Origin of the sequence: Catenuloplanes indicus (assembly GCF_030813715.1) — a bacterium.
GTDB classification, from domain to species: domain Bacteria; phylum Actinomycetota; class Actinomycetes; order Mycobacteriales; family Micromonosporaceae; genus Catenuloplanes; species Catenuloplanes indicus.
The window spans coordinates 254,070-279,788 of sequence record NZ_JAUSUZ010000001.1; the positions used below are offsets into that span (position 1 = coordinate 254,070).

Sequence of the window (25,719 nt, forward strand, 5' to 3'; positions counted from 1 at the left end):
CGGTCGGTACGAGTCGCACGGCGGGCGGAAAACTAGCACGGGTACGCCGTACCGCCGAAACGGTTTTCGGGTTTTCGGTGACACCCGTCACAACGCTGCCCGTTTCCTGTCCTGCCGTACCCGAACGCGCAGCTCGGCGCTGGCACGCCTGACCTACCGTCACCGCGCACACGAACGAACAAGATCAGCGAGGTGCGGCGTGGACACCGGAGCGATGGTGGAACGTGCCCGGCGGGTGCGGGAGGCGGTGGCGACCGCCGCGGTGGAGGTGACCAGCGCCGACCACGAGGTCACCGTGGTCGCCGGCCCGAACGGCGTGGTCCGCGACCTGCGCCTGACCTCGCGCGCGTTCCGCCTGACCGGCGCGGAACTGGGCGAGCTCGTGGTCCGCACGATCGCGGCCGCGCACGCGCGGATGGCCGTGGAACTGCGCGAGACCCTCACCGACCTGGTGGGCGAACGCGGGCCCGGCGTACCGGACCCGCTGGCGCCGTTGCCCAGCCCGGCCGCGATGCGCGCGGAGATGGATGGCCCGCGGTGACCACGATGCCTGATCCGGCGCAGGTGCTGGACATGGTCGACCGCCTGCGGCGGCAGAACCAGCAGATGATCGACCGGTACGAGGAGTTCGTCGCGCATTCCGGCGAGCTGACCGGCGAGGGCTGGTCACTGGACGGCACGGTCCGGGTGCGGATCACCCCGGACGGCGCGGTCGAGACCGTGGACATCCCGGACGCCGCGCTCCGCCACGGTGCGCACCTGGCCGAGATGATCCTGACCGCGATCCGCGAGGCGCAGGCGGACCGCGCACTGAAGATGACCGCGCTCGGCGAGTCGCTCGGCACCGGCCGGGTGTGGGCCCTGGTCGACGAGGCGATCCCGGAGCACACCCGCGAACGGATCGAGGAGAGGGAGGACCGCCGTGGGTGACGGCATCTACGTCCCGACCGACAAGCTGACCAGCACCGCACAGGTCTTCGAGGCCCTGTCGACGAGCGCCGGCCAGGTCCACGCCGCGCTGCAGGACGCGCACCCGGACCCGGTGCTGTGGGGCCTGCTCGGCCAGCTGCTGAAGCCGATGTACGAGTCGAAGGCGGTGGAGGCCGACCGGCACATCGGCAAGATCGCGGAGGCGCTCAGCTCCCAGGGCAAGGCGATCCAGGCCACCGCCGACAACCACCGGGACCTGGACGAGGCGACCGCGGCCGCGTTCCAGCGCTTCCTGGACAAGCTCGCCGGAGGTAACTGAACCGTGCCCGACGACGCCTACCTCTCCAACGACGAGGACACCGGCAACAAGTACGCCGCCAACGTCGTCGACTACGGCTGGGACTCGGTCATTCCGCTGGCCGGCGCCGGCAAGACGATCGTCGAGGGTTCCGCGAAGATATGGAACGACGACGATCGCCAGGCGAACATCGCCGAGGTCGCCGGTGGCGTGGCGGACCTCGGCCTCAACGCGCTCGCGTTCGCCGGGGACCCGCTGAACTGGCTGATCACCGCCGGCCTGTCCTTCGTCATCGACTTCTTCCAGCCGCTGGAGGACGCGCTCAGCCTGGTCACCGGCAACGCCGAGCGGATCGAGCCGCACGCGAAACAGTGGGCCGCGATCGGGGCCGCGCTGGCACCGCTGGCGCAGTCGATCCGGCAGGCGATCGACGACGACCTGATCGAGTGGAAGGGCGAGGACGCGGACGCGGCCCGCAAGCTGCTCGGCGAGTTCGCCGACGCGGTCGAGGCGACCGGGAACGAGGCCGTCGACGTCGGCGAACTGCTCATGCTCTTCTCCAAGCTGATGGCCGCGGCCCAGGCTCTGATCATCGGCATCATCGCCATGGTGGTGGAGTGGGCGCTGATCGAGTGGGCGATCGCGATCGGCCTCGCGGTCCCGACCGCCGGTGCGTCCGTCGCGGCGGCCGCCACGGCCACGACCGTGCAGATCGGTGTCGGCACCACGCGCGCGGTCCGGATCATCGACAAGGTCGTCCGGATCATCTGGAAGATCGGCGAGGTGCTCGGCAAGATCATGCCCGCCGGTCTGATCGGGAAGGTCGGATCGAGCGTGGTGGAGTTCCGGAAGGCCAGCGCCACGATGTCCACGGTTCTGCAGATCGCCGCGCACGTCGCCGGTGACGAGGAGACCTGGCGGCCAGTGGTCGCCGCGGTCGGCGCGACCTCGTGGAAGAACGAGACCACGCCGTCGTCCGGGCGGTCACCGGAAGAGATCGACGACATCCTGGACCGCTCGGCGTGAGCAGGCTCCAGAAGATCGAGGTGTTCGAGGGCGCGCAGGTAATGCCCTGGCCGGAGAACACGCCGCGGCCGCAGCCACCGCCGGGCACCGCCGGCATCGCCGTGTGGGTCCGCCGGAGCCGCCACGACCCGAACCACTGGGGGCACGGGCACGGGGTCGGCGTGGACGATCGGCCGCTGTTCTGGGGCCTGGGCAGGATGGTCACGTTCGTCGAGCCGGGGGAGCACCGGGCCGAGGTGCGCAACCGGGGCGTGGTGTCCTCCGCGCGCACGGTCCGGGTAGCGGCCGGTGAGGTCGCGGAACTCGAGTTCTGGACGCCCGCGTCCTTCGACAGCACCGCGCGGGGCGTGCTGGCGCCCGCACCGGCCCGTCACCGGATCGGCTCCGGTTCCGGCGTGCAGCCCGCGTTCTTCGGCACCCTGGTGGCGTGCGGCGCGGTGGCCGTGCTGCTTCCGGACGCGGTGCCGCAGTTCGTCCTCGGCGTGACGGTCGCCGCCATGCTCGTCCTGCCGGTCCTGGCCGTGTGGGCATACGTCGCGTGGAAGCGGGCCGCCGACCGCCGCTACCGGCGGGAGATCTCGGCGGAGGCCCGGGACACCCCGGGCGCGGCGATGTTCCTCGGGGAGGGGACCGCACCCGGCGGACTGACCGACGCGGCGCACGGCGCCGTGGTGGTCACCTGTGTGCTGAAGCACCACTACCGGTGGAACGACCGCAGCGGCCTGATGATCCCGGATCAGGACCCGAACGCGTGGGTCCCGGCGCCCACGCTGACGGTGGACGGCCGGCCGCAACCGTTCGGCTTCCTGAACTGGGCGTATCGCCTGCCGGCCGGCCCGCACACGCTGACCGTCACCCCGCGTCCGCCGGTGCAGGCGCCGATCGGCGAGCAGTGGCGGCACATCGCGCCGCCCCCGGTCACTCCGGTGATCGACGCACCGCCGGGCACGGTCCGGGTCGACATCACCGCAGGCCAGGTCACTCACCTGACGATCACGGTGGAGGCGACGACGGCCGTGCAGTTCGTCGCCGTCTCCGCCTCCGCGCCCACGGTGCTGACCGGCTTCACCGCGACGGTCACCTCGGCGGAATGGTGGACGACGACGTCATGTACCAGTCCACGATGGCCAGCGCCCGGTCCACCGCGCAGCTCGGCGTGATCGCGCGGCAGGGCGTGCGCGCGCTCGGCCCCGGCACCCCGGCAGCCGGCCGGCTGGAGAACATCGCGCGGTTCGTGGACTTCGTGTCGGAGGGCATCGCCCGCGCCGCCGACCAGGCGCGGGACCTCCTGCACGGCGACGCGGCGGGGGCCACCTCGCGGCGGTCCCCGCCGGTGACGCCGGGCGGTCAGGAGGCGTAGGTCTCGAACTCCGCCACTCTCGGCGTACCCGATGCGCTGATGATCTCGAACGTGATCTTCTTGGCCGACGTGGCGCTGAACGTGATCGCACCGGCGCCGGACCCGGTCTTGAGCACCGCGCCGGTGTCACCGTTGAGCACGCGGTACGCCCCGATCAGCCCGGTCGCGCCGGACGCCTCGCGGATGGTGATCCGGGAGACGGACGTGGCCGACGGCCACTTGACCGAGATCGAGCCGGTGGTGCCGCTCGGCGACCAGTACGTGGCCGGGTCGCCGTCCTTGACGTTGCCGTAACTGGTGCCGCCGGCCTTGCTGGAACCGTCCGCACCGCCGGCCAGGCTGAGGTTCGTGCCGGCCGGCGGCGGCGTGACGGGCCCGCCCGTGGTCGGCGGCGGGGTCACCGGGCCGCCGGTGGTCGGCGGCGGCGTGACCGGGCCGCCGGTCGGGGACGTGGGCACGCAGGTGCCGTTGGAGACCTGAAGGCCCTTGTTCGCGCCGGCGGTCTGGGCCACGACGTTCGGCACGCAGCTCGCGCCGTCCAGCGTGTACGCGTACGGGATGCTCACGGTCGTGTTCGACGTGACGTCCGGCCCGGCCGGTCTGTGGTCGCCGCTCGCCGCCGACCAGGTCACGTTGTCGAAGATGTTGCCGCTGACCTGCCAGAAACCGGCCTCGGTGGTGTAGAACGTGCCCAGGACGTCCGTCGAGTCCTTGAAGTAGTTGCTGTCCACCCTGGCCCGGCCGCCGGCCCGCGAGTTGATCCCGGACTCGGCCAGGTTCGTGTACGAGTTGTTGTAGATGTGCGCGATCCCGCCGCGCAGCAGCGGCGTGCGCGAGTCGATGTTCGAGTACGCGTTGTGGTGGAACGTGATGTAGTTGTTCCCGGTGTCGCTCTCGCTGGAGCCGATCAGCCCGCCGCGCCCGGAGTTGCGCAGGATGCTGTACGACAGCGTGACGTACTTGACGTCGTCCTTCATGTCGAACAGGCCGTCGTAGCCCTCGTCCTCACCGCCGGACGCCTCCAGCGTGACGTGGTCGACCCACACGTTGCGCACCGTGCTCTCCATGCCGATCGCGTCGCCGCCGTTCGACGTGGGAGAGCCGGACTTCTTGACGTTCCGTACCGTCACGTTCTGGATGATGATGTTGCTGGAGTTCCGGATGTGGATGCCGAGCTGGTCGAAGACCGCGCCCGATCCGGTGCCGATGATGGTGACGTTGCTGATGTCCTTCAGCTCGATCACGCCGGCCGCGGTGTTGCAGCTGTCGCCGGACACCTTGGCCGTGTTCCCGTGGTTGATCGTGCCGGAGACCTGAATGATGATCGGCGTGCTGCTGCTGGCCCGGTTGCACAGCGCAGCGTGGATGGCGGTGCCGGTGCTCGCGGTCACGGTCGCGCCGCCCGCACCACCCGTGGTGCCGCCGTTCTGGGTGGCGAAGCCGGTGACACCGCCGGTCGCCGCGTTCGCCCGCATGGGCAGCGCGACGGCCAGCACACCGCCGATCGCGGTGACGGCGACGGCCGTCCCGATCCCGAGAGCCGCTCGTGGTTTCACGTGTCTGTCCCTTTCGCCCGATGGCGTACGGCGTGTGCCCCGGCACCCTGGGCGAGGCGGCGGGCACGCCGTGCAGCGCTTCTGGAAAGCGCTTTCCGAGCGCTTAGAATAGAGAGGTGTCGATCGAAAAGGCAAGGATTCCGTACGGCCGGTGCCAGGACCACCGGCTCACGGATGCAACGTGCCGACGTTGAGCGGCGGCAGGCCGGCATACCGTCCGGTCGGCCGGAAGCGGCTCGGCTGGTCCGCGTACTCCTCGATCGCGTGCGCGATCCACCCCGCCGTCCTCGCGACCGCGAAGATCGCCTCGCCCGCGTCCCCCGGCATCTCGTGCCGCAGCGTGAACGCGGCCAGCGCCAGATCGATGTTCGGTGCGACCCCGGCTCGTGCCCGCATCGCCTCGGCGACCGCGGTGACCGCCTGGGCCTCGACCGACTCCGCCGGCAGCAGGCCGAGCAGCGTGCTGGCGCGCGGGTCGCCCGCCGGGTAGAGCGGATGGCCGAACCCGGGCACGCCACCGCCGGTCCGCAGCCGGTCGGAGATCGCGCCGAGCGCGCTACCGCTGCTGATCGCGGTGCGCAGCATCTCGGTGGCCAGCCCGCTGGCGGCGCCGTGCAGCGGGCCGTCCATCGCGGCCAGACCGGCGCCGACCACCGCGTACGGATGAGCCCGGGTGGAGGCGGCTACCCGGGCCGCGAACGTGGACGCGGCCAGATCGTGGTCGGCGAGCAGCACCATGGCGGCGTTCAGCGCGTACAGGTCGTCGTAGGACGGCTCCTTCGCGGTGAGCCGGCTCCACAGCAGCGCCGCAAGGCCGGCGTCACCGGGGACGCTCAGCTGCGGCAACGCGGAGACCATGGCCTGCAGTAGCGTCTGCGCGGTGGCGATCACCGCGGCCGGCGTGGTGTCCAGGCGGAGCGGGTCGGCGGCGCCGAGCGCCGCGACGATGATCCGGAGACGGTCGGTGAGACGCGCGGTGGCGGGCAGTGGCCGGGTAACGTCCCGGGCGAGCGTCTCCAGCCATGGCGCGACCTGTGGGAACGGCGTCATGTCGTCCAGCTCGCCGGTCCACAGCAGCCGGGCGACGGCCTCGTACTGCTCTTCCCGCGCGAGCTCGCTCACGTCGTGCCCGCGGTAGAAGAGCGTGTCCGCGGTGATCAGCGTGATGCCGGTGTGGACGGCGGGGGAGCCGGGCCGGTCGACGGCGCGGGGGCCGCGGGTGGCTTCGAACGCATGCACGTCCGCCTCCGCGAACAGCGTCTCCTTGCCCTGGGCGTTCCGGCGCCCGGCCAGCAGCCCACGGCTGACGTAGGCGTAGACGGTCGCGCGTTTGACGCCCAGTCGCCGGGCGACCTCATCGGTGGTCAGCATCCGCATGTGTCCATCTTCTCATGTTGACTGGATCAACATTGACAGGTTGATTCGACTGCCCGACAGTCAACATATGACTACCGTGAACCCGGGCCTGGCCGGCGTCGTCGCGTTCGACACCCGCATCGCCGAGCCGGACCGCGACGGCGGCGCGCTGCGCTACCGCGGCATCGACGTCGAGAAGCTGATCGGCCGGGCCGGTTTCGCGGACGTGTGGGGCCTGCTCGCCGACGGCGACTTCACCAGCCCGCTGCCGCCGGCCGAACCGTTCGCACTGCCGGTGCACTCCGGCGACATCCGCGCCGACATCCAGGCCGCGACCGCGATGATGGCGCCGTACTGGGGCCTGCGCCCGCTGATCGACATCGACGACGCACAGGCCCGCTCCGACCTCGCCCGCACGTCCGGCATGATGCTGTCGTTCGTCGCCCAGGCCGCACGCGGCGTCGGCCTGCCCGCCGTGCCACAGCGCCGCATCGACGAGGGGCGCGGCACGACCGAACGCTTCATGATCCGCTGGCAGGGTGACCCGGACCCGCGCCACGTCGAGGCGATCGACCGCTACTGGATCTGCGCCGCCGAACACGGCATGAACGCGTCCACGTTCACCGCCCGCGTCATCGCCAGCACCGGCACCGACGTCGCGGCCGCGCTCTCCGGTGCCGTCGCCTCCATGTCCGGCCCGCTGCACGGCGGCGCCCCGTCCCGCGCCCTCGACATGGTCGCCGAGGTCGAGCGCTCCGGCGACCCCCGCGGCTACGTCCGGCAGGTCCTCGACTCCGGCCGCCGCCTGATGGGTTTCGGCCACGCGATCTACCGCGCCGAGGACCCCCGCGCCCGCATCCTCCGCGCCGCCGCGCGTGAGCTCGGCGCACCGCGCTACGAGGTCGCGCTCGCGCTGGAGGAGGCCGCGCTGGCCGAGCTGCGCGAACGCAAGCCGGACCGGGTCCTGGAGACCAACGTCGAATTCTGGGCCGCCATCGTCCTCGACTTCGCCGGCGTCCCCGCCGACCTGTTCACCCCGCTGTTCACCTGCGCCCGTACGGCCGGCTGGAGCGCACACATCCTGGAACAGAAGGCTCTCAACAAGATCATCCGCCCGTCCGCCGCCTACGTCGGCCCTACCGACCGCAACCCGGCCGACGTCCCCGGCTGGCACTTCTGACCCCGAACCCGCTTCACCCGCTTCCCGCCTGACCGGTGCCCGCGGGAGCGCGCGAACCGGTCGTCGCCGGCGCTGCACGATCCGCGGACGCCAGGTCGACGGCTGTTCAGCCGGGGCCTGCCACCGCCGCGAGCATCGGCAGGGTGCCGCAGCCCGCTGGCGCACCACGTCGTGGCCGGGACCCGCACGGGTCCCGGCCACGACGTGGGTGGTGAGGTCAGCCGAGACGCGGGGCGTCGTGCAGGTCGCGGGCGGAGATGCTGGGGATGGTGGTGCCGTCGGTCAGGGTCAGGGTGAGGGCGGTGCTGTTGGTGGACGATTCGTCGGCGCCCTCCGGGTACCAGGCCAGGAAGTAGCCGTCCTGCAGCGACGCCTGAACGGTGCGGGACTCGGCGCCGGTGACCGTGATGGTCACCGCGGTGACGTCGCTGCCGACGCGGCCGGTCATCAGGCGGGCGTAGCCGTCGTCCGCCTGGAACTGCGGCCAGGCCTGCATCTCCACGCCGGTCCGGCCCAGTTCGGCCGCGGTGACCGGAGCCTCGAACTGGCTCGGCGAGAGCACCGCACCGTCCGCCGCGCGGAAGCACGCGACGATCCACCGGTCGGTGATCACGCTCAGGTAGGCGTAGTCGCCGCGGGTCTCGCCGATGACGCGGCCGGCCCGGGCCTCGTCCAGCGAGTACCCGGCCGCGGGCACGCATTCGTCCACGATCGCGGTGGCGTCGGCCGCGGGCAGCGGCGCCGGTGCCGGCGTCCACGACGCGAACGCGGGCTCGGCCCCCAGGTGCGGCACCGCGATCGTGGCGCCGGCCGCGGCCACCGCGACGACTCCGGCCGCGAGTGCGAGCCGCGCCCGGCGCACCGACGACGGCCGCGTCACCGCGGACCCCGCAGCCGATTCACGGGCCACCGGTGACGGCGCGGTAGCGGTGATCCGGTCCGCCATCGCCTGTGCGGACCCGGTGTGCACGCGCGACGGCACCGGCTCGGCCGCGTCGCGCAGGGCGGAGAAGAGATCGGAACGGTTCATGCGGAGGCTCCAGTCTGGGCGACGCGGCCACCGGCGGCGTCGGTGCTTACGGAGGGGGCGGAAGAGGCGGGCGTGGGATGCGCCGCGCGGTGGTCGAGGTGCCGGCGCAGGCGCCGCCGTGCGCGCATCAACCGCACGCTGAACGTGGCCCGCGTGACGCCGAGGACCTTCGCCGCCTGCGGCCCGGTCAGATCCTCGAACACGGTCAGCGTCAGCACCTGCTGGTCGTCCGGGCTCAGGTGCTTCCAGGCCTGCACCAGGTCGAGTCGCGCCGCGACCTGGTCGGACTCGGCGCGGGCCACCGTGTCCGGCTCGCGCAGGATGCGCAGCGCCAGGCTCTGCTGCCGATGGTCTTTGCGCCGCGAGTTGCGCATCGTGTGGTACGCGACCGTGAACAGCCAGGCGCGTGCCTCGTCACGGGGGACCGGTACGTCCGCGAAGCGCCGCCAGGCCACCAGGAACACGTCCGCGACCACGTCCTCCGCGACCGCCGGATGTGTCCGGCGCTCCACGAAGAGCAGCAGATCGTCGTACGTGTCCCGGAACAGTTCCCGGAACGCGCCCTCTGGATCTCGGGTGGATGGGTTCACATCCCTCACATGTCCCGCACGCCCGCGACCGCTACAGGCGTAGCCGCCGCACTTCTCCATGAGCGAATAAGGGTGGACGCCGAAGCCAGCGAAGGCGCGGAGGCCCGGATGACCCCGGCCACGTTGCGCGATCTCGGCGGTGCCGGGCAGCCGGTGCTGATGATCCCGGGCCTGTGCGGCACCGCACCCGAGTGGTCAGCCACCGCAGCGTGGACCACCGACACCCATCACGGATACGTGCTGGAGCCCTGCGGCCACGGCGACGCCGAGAGACACCCGGCCGACGTGTCCCGCGCCGCCCACGTCGCCGACACCGCGGCCGCGCTGGCGCACATCGGCCCGGCCGTGCTGATCGGCCAGTCACTCGGCGGCCACCCGGCGCTGCTCACCGCGGCCGCGTACCCGTCGCTGGTGTCCGCTCTCGTTCTTGCCGAGGCCGGCCCCGGCGGACCGGACGACGCCACGGTCCGGGACATCCGTGCCTGGCTGGCGTCCGGGCCGGCCCTGTTCCCGGACCGCGCGACCGCGGCGGAGTTCCTCGGCGGCGGGCCGGTCGGTGCGGCGTGGGCCGCCGGGCTGCGCCGGGGGCCGGAGGGCCTGCGTCCCGCGTTCGACCCGGAGGTCATGACCGCCACGCTGGCCGCCGCGGTCGGCCCGCGCTGGGACGAGTTCGACGCGGTCACCTGCCCGACGCTGCTCGTCACCGGCGAGCACGGCGTGCTGCCCGCGGACGAGGTGGCCCGGATGGAACGTCACCCGTACGTGCGATCGGTCCGCATCCCGGGCGCGGGCCACGACGTGCACCTGGACAGCGCCGACGCGTGGCGCGCGGCGCTGTCCGGCTTCCTGCGCGCTCAGGCGCCGCCGCGGTAGACACCGCCGCGGCCGGCCGTGCGGGCGAAGTCGGCGAAGTCCGTGGTGGCCAGGTCCAGGTTCGTCTGCACGCTGAAGACCTCGTCCGCGATCACCCGGAACGCGCGGCCGGGCTCGTCGGACAGGTCGACCGCGATCACCGGGTACTCCGGGTCGCGCAGTGCCTCGCCGTCGACCAGGAACGCGATCGCCAGGTCCTCGTCGCCCTCGGCCAGCCGGACCAGGCCACCGGGCGTGAGGCCGTCGTGCGCGCGGTCGTCGAGGAACATCATCGTCGCGCGGTAGTCGTCCAGGTGACGCTGCAGCGTCTTGCGGAACGTTTCCCAGGCCGCGTCGTCCGTGAAATCGGTGCGGATCAGCAGGCCTTGCGCGTCCGGGGGGATCGGGAGGGTCATCGTTTCCTCGGGTGAATCGGGTCAGGTGCCGTGCGGGCGCCAGACTACAACGCGGTGAGCTGCACACCCTCCGGCGGACCGCACGCCGCGCCACACCCTTTCGGGTTCGCCGGGCAGAATGTCGGCGCATGCGCATCATCGACAAGGTGGCCTGGCTCCGGATCGAGGACGGCCGGATCCTCTCCACCCGCTCGCACGGCAAGGACGTCTTCTACTTCCCGGGCGGCAAGCGCGAGCCGGGCGAGTCCGACCTGGACACGCTGACCCGGGAGATCGCCGAGGAGCTGACCGTGACCGTCGACCCGGCGACCGCGGCCCCGGCCGGTGTGTTCGAGGCCCGCGCGCACGGCCACGGCGACGACGTCCTGGTCCGGATGACCTGCTACACCGCGGACTACACCGGCGAGCTGACCCCGGCCGCGGAGATCGCCGAGGTGGTCTGGCTGACCTACGCCGACCGGGACCGCACCTCCCCGGTCGACCGGATCATCTTCGACCACCTTCGGGAAAAGGGGTTGCTGAGCTGACCGGCACGCCGCTACAGTCACCAACCGTGACTGCCGGGTCGGCCTTGGGCCACTACCGGATCGGGCGCCCGGCCGGCGCGTGATCCCTCGGCGGGCCCGCGGCCCGCCTCCTCCCTGTCTGCACCTTTCTCGCCTCCTTTTCCGAGCGCCGCGAAACAGACAGGGGATACAGCGCGCGTGTCCAACGACTTCAACAGCCGCAACATCGAGGAGTTCCGGGCCAACCGGGGCCGGATCGCGCTCTTCGGCGACGCCCGGCTGCTGCTGCTCACCACGACGGGCGCCCGCACCGGGCGCCCGCACACCACCCCGCTCGGCTACCTGCCGGACGACGAGTTCCGCCTGCTGGTGATCGGCTCAGCGGGCGGTGCCGACCGGCACCCGGCGTGGTACCACAACATCCTGGCCGACCCGAAGGTCACGGTCGAGGACGGCATCTTCACCTACCCGGCCGTCGCCGAGGTGATCACCGGCGCGGAGCGTGACCGGCTCTTCGCCCGGATCGTCGAGGCCCAGCCCGGCTACGGCGACTACCAGCGCAACACGAAGCGCGTGCTGCCGGTGGTCGCGCTGCGCAACGCGTCCCAGGGCCCGCCCCGGGTCGGTAACTCGTTCGGTGAGACGCTCAAGGCGATCCACGACTCGTTCCGCCGCGAGCTGGCCCGGGTCCGCTACGAGGTCGCCGCCGCCGGCCCGGCACTCGGCGCGCAACTGCGCATCAACTGCCTGTCCGTCTGCGGCGGCCTGCACATCCACCACCGCGGCGAGGACGGCGGCATCTTCCCGGCCGTGCTCGCCAACGCACCCGAGCTGGCCCCGGTCATCGAACGCCTCAGCGCCGAACACCGCACGATCGCCACGCTGATCGACGAACTCGAGGCCGCGGTCCGCACCGACAACCCGCTGCCCCAGGTCGAGCGCCTGATCGACGAACTGGAGGCGCACCTGCGCTACGAGGAGGAGATGCTCGTCCCGGTCCTCTGACCACACCCCACGCCGGAGGCGAGGAGCAAGATCCGCAACCCTTTCTTCCCGCTTCCGGCGTGGCCGGTGTCCGCATGCTCCCGCGGGCACCGGTCGTCGCCGGCGCTCCTCCCTGCCGGTTGCGTGGGTGGCTGATCAGGACACCCCGGACCTCGGTCAGTCGTCGCCGGGCTCGGGCAGGGGTTCGGCTGTGGCGGCTGCTGAGGCCGCCGCCGACCCGGGCGCCACGCCGCCCGCGGCCCGGCTGCGCGCCCTGCTCGCCGGCGCGGCCCGCAAGCTCACCGCCGACCGCGTGGTCGCCTGACGAACGGCTCCGGCGCGAAGATCGGGATCGTCAGCCGGGCGGGCGGCGGTGATCAGAGTGCGGCCGGCGGCGGTCAGGGAGTAGAGGACGGAGCGGCCGGCGCGGCGCCGGAGGACCAGGCCGGCGTCGAGCAGGACGGCGAGGTGGCGGCCGATGCTGCCGAGGGCGAGGCCGGTCAGCGCGACCAGCTGCGTGGTCGACTTCGGTGGGTCGAGCAGCACGAGGAGCCGGGCGCGGACCGGGCCGAGCAGGCGGGCGAGCGCGTCCGGGGCGGGGCGGGACGGGCCGGTCTGGGCCAGCGGCGCGGACGCCGGATAGATGATCGCCTGGCAGCCTCGGTCGCGTTCGTCGCCGGCGACCCAGCCGCGGCCGACCGAGATCGGCACGAACAGCAGCGCGCCGGAGACCTCGCGGGGCGGGTAGCGGGCCGCGTTGATCTGCAGGCGGCCGTTGCCGAGCCAGCGCATGTCCGCCTTCAGGTCGGCGAGCGCGGCCACCCAGCCGCCCTGGGTGAGCTGCCGGGTGCGGGCCACCATGTCCGCCTCCAGGATCCGGCGGCGGCGCGGCCAGTCCGGCGCGATGATCGTCTCCCACACCCATTCCAGCAGTTCCGCGATGAGCGGGCCGGGGGACAGCGTGCCGAGCACCTCCGGCGCGGGCGGGCCGCCGGTGAGCGTGAGCGCACGGGCGATGTCGGCATGCGCGTACGCGTCCGGGGTCCGCCGGATCCGGTCGATCTCCTCGTCGATCGGGCGTTCCGTCACCGCTTGCGGCGGCGCGAGGAAATCGGCCAGCCAGCCCGGCCGCAGCGACGCCGCGAGCACCAGTTTCACGTCGGGCCGGCGCGCGATCCAGCGACGGTACGCGGGACCGTGCGCGTCCACGAAAGCACGGTCGCCGTCGCGTTTGTGCAGCCGGAGCAGCGCGCCGGTCGCCTCCGCCACCGGGGAGATCACGAAGCGGGCACCGGCCAGCGTCTCGGTGTCGATCTGCCACCACGTCATCGCGTTGCTTTCGCCTCCCCGCGAAAGATTAACGCCCGCCGCACCCGCGTTCGCAGACTGCCGATCATGCATACGTACGGTGCGCTGTTCCGCACGCCCGAGTTCCCGCCGTTGTTCGTGGTCGTCTGCGCCGGCGCGTCCGCGTCCACGATCGGCGGTCTCGCGCTCGCCACGATCGTCTTCGCCGGGACCGGATCCCCGCTGCTCAGCGCGATCAGCATGTTCGGCCCGGCCGCGGCGCAGCTGCTCGGCGCCACGCTGCTGCTGTCGGTCGCGGACCGGGTGCCGCCGAGGGCCGCGCTGGCCACCTGCGCCGCGCTGTCCGCGTCCTGCCTGGCGCTGCTCGCGATCCCCGGCCTGCCGCTGCCGGCCGTGTTCGCGCTGCTCGGCGTGATGGGCCTGGTCGCGTCCGTCGCCGGTGGCGTCCGGCTCGGCCTGCTCACCCAGGTGATACCGGCGGACGGCTACCTGCTGGGCCGCTCGGTGCTCAACATGTCGGTCGGTTCTGTGCAGATCCTCGGGTTCACGGCCGGTGGCGCGCTGCTCGCGGTGTTCCCGCCGCACGGTGTGCTGGCGCTGGCGTCCGGATGCCAGCTGCTCGGCGCCGTGACCGCGCTGCTCGGCCTGCGCTCCCGGCCCCCGCGCGCGTCCGGGCGGCCGTCGGTGGCCGCGACCTGGCGGGCGAACGCGCGCCTGCTGTCGTCGGCACCCCGCCGGTACGTACTGGTCGCGCTCTGCGTGCCGAACGGCCTGATCGTCGGCTGCGAGGCGCTGTTCGTGCCGTACGCGCCGACCCACGCCGGGATCCTGCTGGCCGCGGCCGCGCTCGGCATGCTCACCGGTGACGTGCTGGCCGGCCGGTTCCTGCCGCGCGCGTGGCGGGAACGGGCCGGTGCGGTCCTGCGGTTGCTGCTCGCGGTGCCGTACCTGCTGTTCGCGGCCGGTCTGCCGCTGTGGCTCGCGGCGATGCTGACCGCGGTCGCGTCGGTCGGTTACTCCGGCACGCTGGTGCTGCAGGAACGACTGATCGCGCTGACCCCGGACGACCTGCGGGGCCAGGCGCTCGGCCTGCACTCGTCCCTGATGATGGGCATGCAGGCGGTCGGCGCCGCGCTCGCCGGTGCGGCCGCGGAGATCACCGGCTCGGCCGCGGCCGGGATGACGGTGATGGCGGTCCTGTCCGTCACGGTCACGCTGCTGGTCGCCGCGGGCCTGCGCACCCCGGTCCCGCAGCCGGTGCCGGCGCACTGAGGGCTCAGGCCAGCGTCTTCGTCAGCGCGAGCTGGGTCTTGCGCACGGTGTAGCCGCGTCGCGCGTAGAACCCGTGCGCCTCGGTGCGTTCCGTGCCGGACCGGATGTACATGCTGGTCACGCCGTGCCGCACCGCCCAGCGTTCCGCGGCGGCCAGCAGCGCGCTACCGGACCCGGACCCCGGCTGCGCGACCGCGAGCCCGCCCAGCTCCGCCCGGGTGCCGGCGATCAGGCCGTGCGTGATCATCACGTGCACCCACCCGGCCACCCGGTCGGTGACGGCCACGTAGACCACGTTCCCGTCCTCCGGCAACCCCCGCAGCCGCTCCGCCACGTCGTGCGCGGCCACGGCGTACCCCATGGAGGTGGTGATCAGGTCGGTGAGGTCCTCGGCGTCGTCGGCGGTGGCCAGCCGGATCGCGGCCACCGGCTCCGGCTGCCAGGCGAGCGCCGGGAACTCCGGGTACCTCGCCTGCGCCGCCCGCACGCCGGGCAGTCCGGCCTGCGCCGCGGCCACGGCGGGCGTCACCCCGGAGGCGAGCAGCGCCGCATAGTCGTCCACATCGGATGCGAGCACTGCCGCCTCGCCGTCCGCGCCGAGGTAGACCACCGGCGGGTTCGCGTCGATCAGCCACAGTGCCACGCAGCCGCCGGTGGCGTCCCGGGCCAGCACCCGGAACTCCGCGCCGGACCCCCGCGCCGACGCGGTCCACGCCCGCCACCAGTCCCGGGTCCGGTCCGGCCCCCACGTCACCGGCGCGCACCCGGCGGCCTCGTGCAGCTCGATCAGGCTCACGACCGACAGATGCTAGTCCATGTCGTACGAGCGGCGCAGCGCCGTGATCAGGCGTCGTTTCCATGCGCTGTCGTCGCCGGTGACGTGCGGGTACTCCAGGCGGAAGTTGGCCCAGTCGACGGCCCAGCGCTCGACCGAGTCCGGGCCGAACCGGTCCGCCTCGTGCATGATCTCCGGGCGCAGCAGGTCACGGACCAGGGCCGGGTCGACCGTGGTGTGCTCGGCGAGCAGGACCGCGTCGTAGAGGTCCTCGCCCTGCGGGTACGTGTCCGACTCCAGCCACCGCAGCTTCCAGCCGAGCGCGAGCGCGGGCGGTGCCGCGAGCACCACCGTGCCCGGCGCGATGACCAGCGGTTCCGGGTCCATCAGCATCTCCTCGCCGAAGACCACGTCGATCTGCACGGACGTGTCCGGTGCGCCGTCGACCGGGACCGGGCAGACCAGCCGCCAGCCGGGCGCGTCGTCGTACGCCCAGATGATCTCCGACCGGACCCGGCCCGGCGCGGGTGCCGCCTCGGTCAGGAACCGGCGCAGCTGCGGCCGCGGTCGAGGACGATGTCGCTGAACTTCATCCCCTCGCGTTCCGCGGCCTCGGACACGCGCCGGCGGTAACCGGCGCCGGCGGTCAGATGCACCTCGAAATGTCGTGTCATGCCGTGCATACGAGAAACCTTCGCACGGGCCGCAACCGGAAAAGCCGCCCGGGAGCAGCGGGTGCTCCCGGGCGGTGCGAGACGGGGGCCGGCTCAGGCGGTGGCGCGTTCCGCGGCCGCGACCGCGTTGCGGAACAGCATCGCGACCGTGGTCGGGCCGACGCCGCCGACCCGCGGGGTGATCGCGCCGGCGACCTCGGCGCAGGACTCGTCGACGTCCGGCAGGATCCGGCGGCCCTCGTAGCGCACGCCACCGCCGACCACGACCGCGCCCGGCTTCACGTGCTCCGGCTGGATGATCCCGGGCACGCCCGCCGCGGCGATCAGCACGTCCGCACGCTGCGTGTACCGCGGCCAGTCGGCGACACCGGTGTGCACCACGGTCACGGCCGCGTTCGCGGTCGGTCGCTTCTGCGCCAGCAGCATGGCGAGCGGACGGCCCAGCGTGGCGCCACGGCCGAGGATGACGACCTCACGACCGGCGACCGGGATGTCGTAGTGGGCGAGCAGCGCCTCGATCCCGGCCGGGGTGCACGGCAGCGGACCGGGCAGGCCGAGCGCGAGCCGCCCCATGTTCAGCGGGTGCAGGCCGTCGACGTCCATGTCCGGGTCCATGACCTGCAGCGCCCGGTCGTAGTCGAGGTGGCCCGGGATCGGGTACTGCACGAGCAGCCCGTGCACGTCCTTGTCGTCGTTGAAGCCGCGGATGACCCGCTCCAGCTCCGCCTGCGTGACGTCGCCGGGCAGGTGCGCGTGCGGCGAGACGAACCCCAGCTCACCGGCCTGCTTCTGCTTGATCCGGATGTACCCGGCGCTCGCGTCGTCGTCACCGACCAGGATCGTGGCCAGCGCGGGCGTGACGCCCTTGGCCTTCAGCGCGGCGACGCGGGCGGTGACGTCCTCCAGAACGGCGTCGGCGACGGGCTTACCAGGGAGAAGTCGGGCAGACATGAGAACTCCTGCAACCGTGGGCGCCCAGGCGGTCGACGTCCCACGACGAGCTCCCCGATGGTCGCTGCCATCCCCGTGCCGCCAGTCGCTTGTCGCGTCCCAATATGCACCATGAGCACGGCGGGACGCCAATCAACCACGGCGATTTCCCGCTTCCGGCGGGTAGGCCGAGGTGCGGCCGGGTCGTGGTGACCACGACGTCACCGGAGCCCGCGGGAGCACCGCGACGTGACCACGCCGGAAGCGGGTCATACGGCTTCTACAGGGTTGTCGCCCGTGACCACTGCGCGACCAGGTCCGGGGAGCCCATCACGGTCGGGGGCGGGACGCGGTGCCAGAGGAAGAGGTAGAGCTCGGCCAGGCCGCCGAGGACGACGGCGTCGCCGTCGGCGGTGCTGGTGACGCGGCGCCAGCCGGGGGTGGGGGTGCCCAGGTCGACGCGCCAGATCTCGCCGGTGTCGGCGGCGGCGAGGACGAGGGTGCCGGTCAGCGGGGTGGCGCCGTCGGGCAGGAGGCGGCGCTGGATGGTGGGGTGGTGCAGCATGGCGCCGAGGAATTCCTCGATGCCGTCGCGGGCGACGGTGGCGTCGATGCGGGTGGGCTGGCGCAGGGCTTCGGCGGCGTCGAGGCCGTGGACGACGGCCTCGTGGAGCATGCGGCGGGGCCAGCCGGCGGCGCGGCGGTCGTGGCCGAACGTCCAGACCGGGCGGTCGGGGTCGGTGGACTCGAGGGTGGCGAGCAGGCGCTGTGCGCCGACGAGGAGCCAGACGGTCAGGTCGGCGGCGTCGTGCGGGACCTCGGCGGCGAACGCGTCGAACGGCAGGCGGCGCGGCATGCCGGAGGCGACCATGGCCTCGGCCCAGCGGTGGGTGGCGCCGATGTGGCCGGAGAGGGCGCCGAGGTCCCAGCCGGGGCAGGCGGGGACCGGGGTGGCCGGGTCGGCGTCGGCGACCAGATCGACGAGGCGGCCGACGGCGCCGCGCAGGGCGGACAGGTGTCCGGCGTAGTCGAGGCCCAACTCCGTGCTCATCCGGAAAACGTACCGGCGGGCGGACGGTTGGTGCCACATCAGCGTCGGACGGCGGCGTCCAGGTCGCGCATACGGCTGGTGACCAAGGCCGCGACCGCGCGGACCGCGGGGGACAGCACGGCGTCGGGGCGGTGCGCGATCGCGAACGTCTCGTAGCGGCGGGGACGCAGCGTGGTCCAGCCGAGGCCGTCCGGGAGACGGTGGGTGTGCAGCACCCCGCGCCAGGTGACGGTGTCGGCGAGGCCGCGGGCGGCGATCTCCAGCGCGGTCTCCGGGTCCTCGACCTCGACCCGGGTGGTCAGCTGGTGGCCGTGCGCCTGGAGGTCGCGGGCGAGCATGCGGCGGGTCGAGTCGTCGTCGCGGAAGCTGACGTCCGGCAGGACCAGCGGGGCGGCGGCCAGCCGGGCGGGCGTGACCGCCTGGTTGAGGCGGTCCGGGTCGGCGCTGACGTAGACGAGTTCGTCGCGCATGACCGGGGTGACCGCGAGCCCCTGCGTGGACGAGCCGGACAGCGCGATCACGGCCGCCTCCAGCGTGCCGCGGCGCAGCTGGGCGGCGATCTGCGCGGAGTTCAAACCGGCCAGCTCGAGCCGGATGCCGGGGTGCCGTGCCAGCACGTCCGAGACCAGGCCGGCGCCGAGGTAGAGCCGGGCGGTGCCGAACACGCCGAACCGGACCGTGCCGGTAAGGACCTCCCGGACCCCGGCGACCGCGCGGGTGCCGGCGTCGACCGCGGCGAGTGCGGCGGTGGCGTGCGGCACCAGCGCGTGCGCGGCCTCGGTCGGGGTCAGGCCGCGCCCGGCCCGCCGGAACAGGCGCGCGTCGATGCCCTGCTCCAGCAGCCGGACCTGCTCGGACAGCGACGGCTGGGCGTAGCCGAGCGCGGCCGCGGCGGCGGTGAACGAGCCGTGCTCGACGGTGGCCAGGAAACACCGGAGCTGATGCAAAGTGACCAAGGTTTTTCCTTCGGGTGGTCAAGGAAACCAAGGCTACCTCTCTAGATCGCCGGTGCTTACCGTCGACGTCGTGGGATTCGTGTGGTGCCTGGTCGCGGCGGCCGGGTTCGGGTTGGCGCCGCTGTTCGCGAAGCAGGCGTACGCCGGTGGGCTGTCCGTGACGACGATGCTGACGGCCCGGTTCGCGCTGGCCGCGCTGCTGCTGTGGGCGATCGTGGCGATCCGCCGCCGCCCGGTCCGCATGCCCGCGCGCACGCTCGCGCTGTGCGTCGGGCTCGGCGCGGTCGGCTACGCGCTGCAGGGTGCGGCGTACTTCGGCGCGGTGTCGATGATCGACGCGTCGCTGGCCGCGCTGCTGCTCTACACGTACCCGGCGCTGACCTTGATCCTGGGTGTGGTGTTGCGGCGGGCGCGCGCGGACCGGCGCCGCGTGCTCGCGCTGGCCGTCTCCGGCGGCGGGCTGATCATGCTGCTCGGCGCCGGGTTCGACGGCGGCCTGGGTGTGCTGCTCGCGCTGACCGCGGCCGGTACGTACGCGGTCTACCTGACCGTGTCGGAGACGCTGCCGGCCGATCTGGACGTCTTCGCGCTGACCGCGATCGTGTGCACGTCGGCCGCGGTCAGCCTGGGGGTGGGCGGCGCGGTGACCGGGGGTCTGCACGCCCCCGGCGCCGTGTCCGCGTGGGGGTGGGTGGCGGTCATCGCGGTGATCGGCACGGTGCTGCCGATCGCCGCGATGTTCGCCGGCGTACGCCTGATCGGGGCGTCCACGGCCGCGATCCTGTGCGGCCTGGAGCCGGCGATCACGGTCGTGTCGACCGCGCTGGTGTTCGGTGAGCGCCTGACCGCGGCGCAGCTGGCCGGCGGCGCCGCGATCCTGGCCGCGGTGGTGATCCTTCAGCTCCCGGCGCGCAGCGCGTCGATCAGCCAGAGGAACGCCGGGACCTTGGGCGTGAACGGCTCCCAGCCGTTGATCGTGCCGAGCAGCGCCCAGTAGCGCTCCACCCGCACGTCCGCGAACATCGCCATCTCGTCCGCGAGCTCGCGGCGGGCCTGCGGGGCGAGGTCACCGACGATCTCCCGGGCGATCTGCCGCCCGCGTGCGGACTCCGGCGGCACGCCGTCGGCGAGCGCGCCACCGGCCTTCTCCTGCACCGCGGTGAAGTCGTACGCCGCGGTCAGCCGCTCCTGCGCGCCCGCCCCGGCCAGCGCCATCTCGCGGGTGCGGGCCCGGAAGTCCGGGTCGCTGACCAGCTCGGCCAGCTCCACCCACGCGTCGACCTGCGCGGGCGTCGGATCGTCCGGCAGGCTCAGCTGCCGCATGCCCGCGGCGATGCCGTAGCCCGGGCTCTCCGGGTGCACGCCGCCGAACGTGGCGTCCACGTACTCGTCGATCAGTTCCTGCCGCTCCCGCGCAGACAGCTGTGCCAGCTTGTGCATCAGTCTCATCTCCTCCGCCGTACCGTTCCTGGCCGCGACCGACGCGAGCACCGCGCGCCGCACGCGCAGCAGCTGGATCTCCGCGTCCAGCGCCCGCACGTGCGCGGCCGCCACGTCCGCGACGGTCCGCTGCCGGGCCAGCACCTGCTGCACCACGTCCAGGCCGAGGCCCAGCTCACGCAGCGTGCGCACCAGCTCCAGCCGCGCCACCGCAGCGGCGTCGTAGAGCCGGTAGCCACCGGCGGACCGCCCGGTCGGCGGCAGCAGATCGCTGTCCGACCAGAACCGGATGGTGCGCACCGGCAGCCCGGTCCGCCGGGCCAGTTGCCCGATCGTGTAGAGCTCGTCGGTCACGGGGATCAGCCTGCGGCTTCCAGTGGGTGGAGAGTCAAAGCCCATTCTTGATTACGAGCCTGACCTGCGGGTACGTCCGGGGCATGGCTGGTGACACGTACACGGAGTTCACGGACGCGGTGAACATGACCGCCTCGGAACTGGAGAAGTGGCTGGGCACGGACGAGGCCAAGGAGGTCGGGCAGAAGTCCGGCCCCGGCAGCGAGTCCGTCGGCCACGACAGCGGCCGGAAGATCGTCAAGATCCTGCACACGAAGAAGGCGGACCTGACCGACGCGGACGAGGCGCACATGCGCAAGGTGATCGGCTACGTCCACCGGCACCTGGCGCAGAAGCCGTCCGGCGACGTCACCGACACCCGGTGGCGGCACTCGCTGATGAACTGGGGCCACGACCCGCTCAAGAAGAAGTAGCCGCCTCCTTCCGGGCGCGGCCGTACTCGGCGAGGGCGTGAAAGGCCGCCTTCGGCGTCCAGGGCATGCCGGGGTACGCCGTACCGGTGCGCCCCACCGCGACGATCCCGAAGGCGGCGCGGTCGAAGTCGCGCGCCGGGTCGTCGCCGGCGGGCAGGTGCCGGGCCGCGAACGTCTGCACGAACGCGGTGTCCACACCCCCGGCGTCGAAGACGTCCAGCAGCTCCCGCAGGTAGCGGGCCTGCTCGGCCTCGTCGCGGGTCACCTGCGCGGTGAGCGCGACCGGCCGTGCGGTGTGCGGGTCGTAGGCGACGATGTCGGACCGGCTGCCCAGATCCGCCGCGCCGGTGAACGCGGCACAGCCGAACTCGGTGATCGCGACCGGCTTGCCGTGCGCGGTCAGCGCGGCCAGGCTCGCCGGCAGTGCGCCGGCGTTGGTCGCGTCGCGATAGCCCGCGTCGGTCGCGATGATGTCGAACGGTGCCCAGTCGACCGCCTCCATAGGGAGCGATGCGTACCCTACCGGGCCGTTGAAGTGCTTCCGCCCCTCGGCCGCCGCGGCCGCCAGCAGGGCGTTGGTGTCGCGCTGCACCGCGGGCAGCAGCGCGCGGAGCCGAGCCGGGTCGGCGTAGGCCGCGGCGCGCTCGGTCAGCGTCGCGCCGGGCATCAGCCCGATCGTCATCAGGCTGATCTCCGAGCCGGTGAGGAACCGCACGTCCGCGCCCGCAGCCCGGATCCGCTCCGCGCGCCGGGCCGCGTCGGCGAGGAACTCCAGCAGCTCATCGGTGGTGAGGTCGTTGGTGAACGGGCAGTACCAGACCTCCAGCCCGGCCGCGGCCGCGGCGCGGGCGGCGACCTCCAGCCGGTCCGCGACGCCGCCGGTGATCCGGACGGCGTCCGCGTGCAGGTCGTCGCGGATGATCCGCATCTCCGCCGCGACGACGCCGGCGTCGAACGGCTCGTGGGTGGTGGTGCCGCAATTGGTGAAACCGGTGTCGTAGGTGACGCCCCAGGCGCGCATGCCGAAACTCCAAATAGGGTACGCGGCGTACCGTAGTAGAATTCGCGGCGTGGCGGAAGGGCGGCGGCGGGGGACGGAACTGGAGACCGCGATCCTGCGCGCCGCCGCGGAGGAACTGCGCGCGGGCGGGTACGCGGGGATGACCATGGACCGGGTCGCCCGCCGCGCCGGGACGAACAAGAACGCCATCTACCGGCGCTGGCCGCACCGGGCGGCGCTCGGCGTCGCGGCCTACAAGCACCTCGCCGTGACCCGCACCGCTGCCCCGGACACCGGCAGCCTCCGCGGCGACGCGCTGGAACTGCTCCGCGCGGCCAACGCCACGTGGTCGTCACCGCACGGGGCGATCCTCCGCGACCTGCTGGCCGCGGCCGCCGACGAGCCCGGACTGCTGGAACTGCTGCGCGACCAGGCCGGCGCCGGCCCGATGAACGCCGCCTGGCTCACCCTGCTCAGCCAGGCTGTCGCCCGCGGCGAAGCCGCACCCACCGCCGTCCACCCCCGCGTCGCGTCCCTGCCGATGATGCTGCTCCGCGGCGAATACGCCGTCCGCGGCATCCCGTCCGTACCCGACGACGTCCTCGTCGAGATCGTCGACGAGATCTTTTTGCCGCTGGTCCGGGGCCGCGGTGCGGGTTTGCCGGGGCGCGCGGTCTCCCGGTGAGCGACGGGGGCGAGCCGCGCGGTAGCGGGTGAACGCGTCCGAGGCCCGGCCAGCTGCGCTATCGGTGGGCGGGCTCGCCCGACGAGTCGCCGGATCGTGGCAGCTGGGCTCCTCCCGGGTCGCGGCGGCTGGGGCGCTTCCCAGGCCGCGGCCCGGCCCATGCCGAGCCACGGCCTGGGCCCCGGGCCGGGCGGCACGGCGCGCTGCGGATCCCGTCGGCCACGACCGCATCCGGCGGTGATCTGCCCTCGCCCGCCTGTGTCACCTGACCGCCTGATGGCCGGTCAACTGGAATGCTGAACGCCCCACCCGTGATGCGTGTTGCGGTCGTCGGGCAGGCTGGATGGGTGACCACCACGATCATGGCCGAGCGCGCCCTGCCGCACCCGGCGCTGCGGCTCCGTGTCGCCGGTGGGACCTGCGTGGGCAACCGCTACCCGGCGAACTTCGACGTGCTGCACATCGGGGACGACGTCGTCGCCGTCGCGGACGGGATGGGGGCGGGCGAGGGGAGTGCCACCGCCGGGCGGACCGCGATGGCGACGTTCACCGCGGCGGTGCGGCAGCCGCCGGAGGCGCAGCGCCCGCAGGCAATGCGGCAATCGCCGGTGGGCGCGGAGACGCTGCGGGAAGCCGTCGCGGCGGTGCAGCGGGACGTGCGCGAGGCCGGGCGGCGGCTCGGCGGGCAGCTCACCGGCTGCACGCTGACCGCGCTCGTCCCCGGACCGGGCGACCTCGCCTGGATCGTCCAGCTCGGGGACTCGCGTGTCTACCGCCGCCGCGGCAACCTCCTCGAACTGCTCACCACCGACCACACCGCCGCCTGGCTCGGCGCGGTCAACGGCTGGTACCCGCACGACTCACCACAGGCGCACGCGGCCCGCTACCAGCTGCACCGCTACGCCGGGCACCCGGACGAGCCGGAAGCGGACCTGATCGCGGTCACGCTGCGGCCCGGCGACACCTACCTCGTCTGCACCGACGGGATCGCCGAACAGGTCGGCTACAAGAGGATCGACGAGCAGCTGCGCAAGGCCCTCGGCGACGCGGCCCGCGGGCTGATCGACGACTCGCTCGCGGCGGGCGGCCAGGACAATGCCACGGCCGCCCTGCTGCGCGTCGGCTAGGCAGCCGGGACGCCGGTCTGCGCCGCGAACGACTCGATGCCGGCGGCGGCGCGCAACTCCTCCATCCGCTCCGGCTCCTCCATCGGCCACGGCACCGGACGGCCGTCGCGGACCCCGGCGATCTGCGTGCCGTACACCTGCCGGCGCCCCTCGTTGATGCGCACCCGGTCGGTCAGGAACGCCAGGTCACGGGACGCCGCACGGCCTTCCGCCACCGCCTCGGACAGCAGGGCCAGCGCCAGCCGCTGCACGTCCAGCCGGTGGTCGGCGTGCTGCGCCACCTTCCACGCGGCCTGGGACGCGTCCCGCCCTACCAGGTCGTCGCCGGGCCAGCCGTGCCCCTCCAGAATCTCCGCGAGCCGCTCCGCGTGGGCCGCGGTCACCCGCCGCCATGCCAGCTGCGCCTCATGATCCTCCTGGTCGAGGGCCGCCGTCGTGACCTCCAGGTCGACGCGGCCCATCTCGATCAACTCCGACTGCAAAGCGGTGTCCGTCACCAGGCCACCGTAGGCGCCCCCGAGCGGCAAAAAATCGGCCTACGGTCCGAGGGAAACCGCCACCGGCGACCGATAGAGTTGAGGAACAGCACGGGACACACCGCCCCAGGCGGGCGCTCCCGGCCGTACCGTGGCATGGTTTCTGATCGTGGAGATCGGCACCGTCATCCCCGCCGCCCGCCGCGCGATCGAGACCGCCGGTGGCGCGGCCGACTTCACCGACGCGTGGCTGGCCAACCGGCGGCTGTCCGCGCACACCCGCGCGGCCTACAAGCGCGACATCACCAGCTGGCTCGCCTGGTGCGACGGACGAGGTCTGTCTCCGCTGGCGGCCACGTTCCTGCACGTCAACGCCTACGCACGGGAGCTGGAGACCACGCTCGCCGCGACCACCGTCGCCCGCAAACTGTCCGCCATGTCCAGCTGGTACGACTTCCTGCACCGCCTCGACGCCGTCCCCGGCAACCCGGTCTCCGGCGCCGACCGCCCGCACGTCGACCGGGACCACTCCGGCACCGTCGGCCTCACCCCGGCCGAGGTCGACGCGCTCCTCGCCGCCGCCGACGCCGCCACCGGACCGACCGCCGACCGCACCCGCGCGGTCATCGCACTCCTCGCCGACCTCGGCCTGCGCGTCGGCGAACTCTGCGGCCTCGACGTCACCGACCTCGGCTACGAACGCGGCCACCGCGCGATCCGCTTCACCGGCAAGGGCGGCAAAGCCAGACGACGAGCCCTCACCCCGGGAACGTCCGCCGCCGTCGACGCCTACCTGCACGCCCGCGCCACCGCCGCCGGCGTCGCGGTCGCCGACCTCGCCGGCCCGCTGCTGGTCACCGCCCGCGGCGGACGACTCGACCGGCACGCCGTATTCCGCCTGGTCCGGCAGCTCGCCCGGGAAGCCGGCATCCCCGCCTGGCAACAGCTGTCCCCGCACTCGCTGCGGCACGCGTTCGCGACCACGGCGCGCGCCGAGGGCGTACCGCTGGAGGACGTCCAGGACGCGATGGGCCACGCCGACCCACGCACCACCCGCCGCTACGACCGCGACCGCCACAACCTCGACCGCGACCCGGCCTACGCCATCTGGGCCGCCCGCGCCCGCCGCCGCGGCTGACCCGCAGCACGTACGGAAGGCCGCCGCGGTGCCGGA

At 73.2% G+C, this 25,719-nt stretch carries 31 protein-coding genes and 1 riboswitch; of the genes, 16 read left to right on the top strand and 15 right to left on the bottom strand.

Going from position 1 to position 25,719, the window contains the following annotated elements; translation table 11 throughout:
• Positions 1-199: 199 nt before the first annotated feature.
• From J2S42_RS01445 to J2S42_RS01470, 6 genes are read left to right on the top strand one after another with little or no spacing between them, the layout of a single operon-like run.
• Complete coding sequence (locus tag J2S42_RS01445; protein WP_307234399.1) at positions 200-541, top strand: YbaB/EbfC family nucleoid-associated protein; 342 nt, start codon at positions 200-202, stop codon at positions 539-541.
• A 5-nt stretch (positions 542-546) separates the two neighbouring features.
• Complete coding sequence (locus J2S42_RS01450; RefSeq protein ID WP_307248581.1) at positions 547-930, top strand: YbaB/EbfC family nucleoid-associated protein; 384 nt, start codon at positions 547-549, stop codon at positions 928-930.
• Positions 923-1,249 carry a hypothetical protein gene (locus J2S42_RS01455; RefSeq protein WP_307234401.1) on the top strand — a complete coding sequence of 109 codons (327 nt, stop codon included), beginning with the start codon at positions 923-925 and terminating at the stop codon, positions 1,247-1,249. Before J2S42_RS01450 ends, J2S42_RS01455 begins: the two co-directional genes overlap by 8 nt.
• Positions 1,250-1,252: 3 nt before the next feature.
• A complete protein-coding gene (locus J2S42_RS01460) occupies positions 1,253-2,254 on the top strand; it encodes a hypothetical protein (protein ID WP_307234403.1) in 1,002 nt (333 codons plus the stop codon).
• Entirely contained in the window at positions 2,251-3,414 is a 1,164-nt protein-coding gene (locus J2S42_RS01465; protein WP_307234405.1) for a hypothetical protein, read from the top strand. Before J2S42_RS01460 ends, J2S42_RS01465 begins: the two co-directional genes overlap by 4 nt.
• Positions 3,378-3,614, top strand: coding sequence for a hypothetical protein (locus J2S42_RS01470; RefSeq protein WP_370879135.1), 237 nt, complete (start codon positions 3,378-3,380; stop codon positions 3,612-3,614). The genes J2S42_RS01465 and J2S42_RS01470 overlap by 37 nt, the downstream gene beginning before the upstream one ends.
• On the opposite strand, the gene J2S42_RS01475 is transcribed toward J2S42_RS01470, so the two are convergent.
• Complete coding sequence (locus J2S42_RS01475) at positions 3,602-5,089, bottom strand: pectate lyase family protein (protein ID WP_370879365.1); 1,488 nt, start codon at positions 5,087-5,089, stop codon at positions 3,602-3,604. The two genes, J2S42_RS01470 and J2S42_RS01475, sit on opposite strands and share 13 nt — an antisense overlap.
• A 249-nt stretch (positions 5,090-5,338) precedes the next feature.
• Positions 5,339-6,547: a citrate synthase family protein gene (locus J2S42_RS01480; protein ID WP_307234409.1), complete on the bottom strand. Its 1,209-nt coding sequence runs from the start codon at positions 6,545-6,547 to the stop codon at positions 5,339-5,341.
• 67 nt (positions 6,548-6,614) lie between these two features.
• Between J2S42_RS01480 and J2S42_RS01485 the strand changes: the two genes are divergently transcribed.
• A complete protein-coding gene (locus J2S42_RS01485; protein WP_307234411.1) occupies positions 6,615-7,706 on the top strand; it encodes a citrate synthase 2 in 1,092 nt (363 codons plus the stop codon).
• 217 nt (positions 7,707-7,923) lie between these two features.
• Here J2S42_RS01485 and J2S42_RS01490 read toward each other — a convergent pair whose 3' ends face one another.
• Positions 7,924-8,736, bottom strand: a complete 813-nt coding sequence (locus tag J2S42_RS01490; protein WP_307234413.1) for a hypothetical protein — start codon at positions 8,734-8,736, stop codon at positions 7,924-7,926.
• Positions 8,733-9,326 carry an RNA polymerase sigma factor gene (locus J2S42_RS01495; protein WP_307234414.1) on the bottom strand — a complete coding sequence of 198 codons (594 nt, stop codon included), beginning with the start codon at positions 9,324-9,326 and terminating at the stop codon, positions 8,733-8,735. The genes J2S42_RS01490 and J2S42_RS01495 overlap by 4 nt, the downstream gene beginning before the upstream one ends.
• Before the next feature lie 72 nt (positions 9,327-9,398).
• On the opposite strand from J2S42_RS01495, the gene J2S42_RS01500 reads away from it, so the two are divergent.
• Positions 9,399-10,199, top strand: coding sequence for an alpha/beta fold hydrolase (locus J2S42_RS01500; RefSeq protein WP_307234416.1), 801 nt, complete (start codon positions 9,399-9,401; stop codon positions 10,197-10,199).
• Here the strand turns inward: J2S42_RS01500 and J2S42_RS01505 are convergent.
• The gene (locus J2S42_RS01505) at positions 10,181-10,594 is read right to left on the bottom strand and encodes a DUF6924 domain-containing protein (RefSeq protein ID WP_307234418.1); all 414 of its coding nucleotides are present in this window, start codon (positions 10,592-10,594) and stop codon (positions 10,181-10,183) included. The genes J2S42_RS01500 and J2S42_RS01505 overlap by 19 nt on opposite strands.
• Before the next feature lie 128 nt (positions 10,595-10,722).
• On the opposite strand from J2S42_RS01505, the gene J2S42_RS01510 reads away from it, so the two are divergent.
• Entirely contained in the window at positions 10,723-11,121 is a 399-nt protein-coding gene (locus J2S42_RS01510; RefSeq protein WP_307234419.1) for an NUDIX hydrolase, read from the top strand.
• A gap of 177 nt (positions 11,122-11,298) precedes the next feature.
• The gene (locus J2S42_RS01515) at positions 11,299-12,105 is read left to right on the top strand and encodes a nitroreductase/quinone reductase family protein (protein WP_307234421.1); all 807 of its coding nucleotides are present in this window, start codon (positions 11,299-11,301) and stop codon (positions 12,103-12,105) included.
• Positions 12,106-12,261: 156 nt separating this feature from the next.
• Here the strand turns inward: J2S42_RS01515 and J2S42_RS01520 are convergent, their stop codons facing one another.
• Positions 12,262-13,413: a helix-turn-helix domain-containing protein gene (locus J2S42_RS01520; RefSeq protein ID WP_307234422.1), complete on the bottom strand. Its 1,152-nt coding sequence runs from the start codon at positions 13,411-13,413 to the stop codon at positions 12,262-12,264.
• A gap of 66 nt (positions 13,414-13,479) precedes the next feature.
• Between J2S42_RS01520 and J2S42_RS01525 the strand changes: the two genes are divergently transcribed.
• Complete coding sequence (locus J2S42_RS01525) at positions 13,480-14,664, top strand: MFS transporter (protein WP_307234424.1); 1,185 nt, start codon at positions 13,480-13,482, stop codon at positions 14,662-14,664.
• Between the two features lie 4 nt (positions 14,665-14,668).
• On the opposite strand, the gene J2S42_RS01530 is transcribed toward J2S42_RS01525, so the two are convergent.
• The 6 genes from J2S42_RS01530 to J2S42_RS01555 form a co-directional block, all read right to left on the bottom strand.
• On the bottom strand, positions 14,669-15,460 hold the full coding sequence (locus J2S42_RS01530) for a GNAT family N-acetyltransferase (RefSeq protein ID WP_307234426.1): 792 nt from the start codon (positions 15,458-15,460) through the stop codon (positions 14,669-14,671).
• A gap of 12 nt (positions 15,461-15,472) precedes the next feature.
• The gene (locus J2S42_RS01535; RefSeq protein ID WP_307248583.1) at positions 15,473-15,994 is read right to left on the bottom strand and encodes a nucleotidyl transferase AbiEii/AbiGii toxin family protein; all 522 of its coding nucleotides are present in this window, start codon (positions 15,992-15,994) and stop codon (positions 15,473-15,475) included.
• Positions 15,979-16,113, bottom strand: a complete 135-nt coding sequence (locus J2S42_RS01540; RefSeq protein ID WP_307234428.1) for a hypothetical protein — start codon at positions 16,111-16,113, stop codon at positions 15,979-15,981. The genes J2S42_RS01535 and J2S42_RS01540 overlap by 16 nt, the downstream gene beginning before the upstream one ends.
• Positions 16,114-16,206: 93 nt before the next feature.
• The gene (locus J2S42_RS01545) at positions 16,207-17,064 is read right to left on the bottom strand and encodes a bifunctional 5,10-methylenetetrahydrofolate dehydrogenase/5,10-methenyltetrahydrofolate cyclohydrolase (RefSeq protein WP_307234430.1); all 858 of its coding nucleotides are present in this window, start codon (positions 17,062-17,064) and stop codon (positions 16,207-16,209) included.
• 15 nt (positions 17,065-17,079) lie between these two features.
• Positions 17,080-17,163, bottom strand: a riboswitch (ZMP/ZTP riboswitch).
• Between the two features lie 160 nt (positions 17,164-17,323).
• Positions 17,324-18,094 (bottom strand): maleylpyruvate isomerase family mycothiol-dependent enzyme, encoded by a 771-nt coding sequence (locus tag J2S42_RS01550; protein ID WP_307234432.1) that lies wholly within the window; start codon positions 18,092-18,094, stop codon positions 17,324-17,326.
• Between the two features lie 38 nt (positions 18,095-18,132).
• Positions 18,133-19,050 (bottom strand): LysR family transcriptional regulator, encoded by a 918-nt coding sequence (locus J2S42_RS01555; protein ID WP_307234433.1) that lies wholly within the window; start codon positions 19,048-19,050, stop codon positions 18,133-18,135.
• 70 nt (positions 19,051-19,120) lie between these two features.
• Between J2S42_RS01555 and J2S42_RS01560 the strand changes: the two genes are divergently transcribed.
• Positions 19,121-20,047 (top strand): DMT family transporter, encoded by a 927-nt coding sequence (locus J2S42_RS01560; RefSeq protein WP_307234436.1) that lies wholly within the window; start codon positions 19,121-19,123, stop codon positions 20,045-20,047.
• Here the strand turns inward: J2S42_RS01560 and J2S42_RS01565 are convergent.
• A complete protein-coding gene (locus J2S42_RS01565) occupies positions 19,948-20,844 on the bottom strand; it encodes a helix-turn-helix domain-containing protein (protein WP_307234438.1) in 897 nt (298 codons plus the stop codon). The two genes, J2S42_RS01560 and J2S42_RS01565, sit on opposite strands and share 100 nt — an antisense overlap.
• An 83-nt stretch (positions 20,845-20,927) precedes the next feature.
• Here J2S42_RS01565 and J2S42_RS01570 point away from each other — a divergent pair, with 83 nt between their 5' ends.
• On the top strand, positions 20,928-21,257 hold the full coding sequence (locus J2S42_RS01570; RefSeq protein WP_307234440.1) for a DUF3140 domain-containing protein: 330 nt from the start codon (positions 20,928-20,930) through the stop codon (positions 21,255-21,257).
• On the opposite strand, the gene J2S42_RS01575 is transcribed toward J2S42_RS01570, so the two are convergent.
• A complete protein-coding gene (locus tag J2S42_RS01575) occupies positions 21,244-22,278 on the bottom strand; it encodes a glycoside hydrolase family 113 protein (RefSeq protein WP_307234442.1) in 1,035 nt (344 codons plus the stop codon). The genes J2S42_RS01570 and J2S42_RS01575 overlap by 14 nt on opposite strands.
• Positions 22,279-22,327: 49 nt before the next feature.
• Here J2S42_RS01575 and J2S42_RS01580 point away from each other — a divergent pair, with 49 nt between their 5' ends.
• The gene (locus tag J2S42_RS01580; protein ID WP_307234443.1) at positions 22,328-22,942 is read left to right on the top strand and encodes a TetR/AcrR family transcriptional regulator; all 615 of its coding nucleotides are present in this window, start codon (positions 22,328-22,330) and stop codon (positions 22,940-22,942) included.
• A gap of 347 nt (positions 22,943-23,289) precedes the next feature.
• Positions 23,290-24,069, top strand: a complete 780-nt coding sequence (locus J2S42_RS01585; protein ID WP_307234445.1) for a PP2C family protein-serine/threonine phosphatase — start codon at positions 23,290-23,292, stop codon at positions 24,067-24,069.
• Here the strand turns inward: J2S42_RS01585 and J2S42_RS01590 are convergent.
• On the bottom strand, positions 24,066-24,566 hold the full coding sequence (locus J2S42_RS01590; RefSeq protein ID WP_307234448.1) for a DUF6624 domain-containing protein: 501 nt from the start codon (positions 24,564-24,566) through the stop codon (positions 24,066-24,068). The genes J2S42_RS01585 and J2S42_RS01590 overlap by 4 nt on opposite strands.
• 142 nt (positions 24,567-24,708) lie before the next feature.
• On the opposite strand from J2S42_RS01590, the gene J2S42_RS01595 reads away from it, so the two are divergent.
• The gene (locus J2S42_RS01595) at positions 24,709-25,683 is read left to right on the top strand and encodes a tyrosine-type recombinase/integrase (RefSeq protein WP_307248585.1); all 975 of its coding nucleotides are present in this window, start codon (positions 24,709-24,711) and stop codon (positions 25,681-25,683) included.
• The last annotated feature ends 36 nt before the right edge of the window (positions 25,684-25,719 follow it).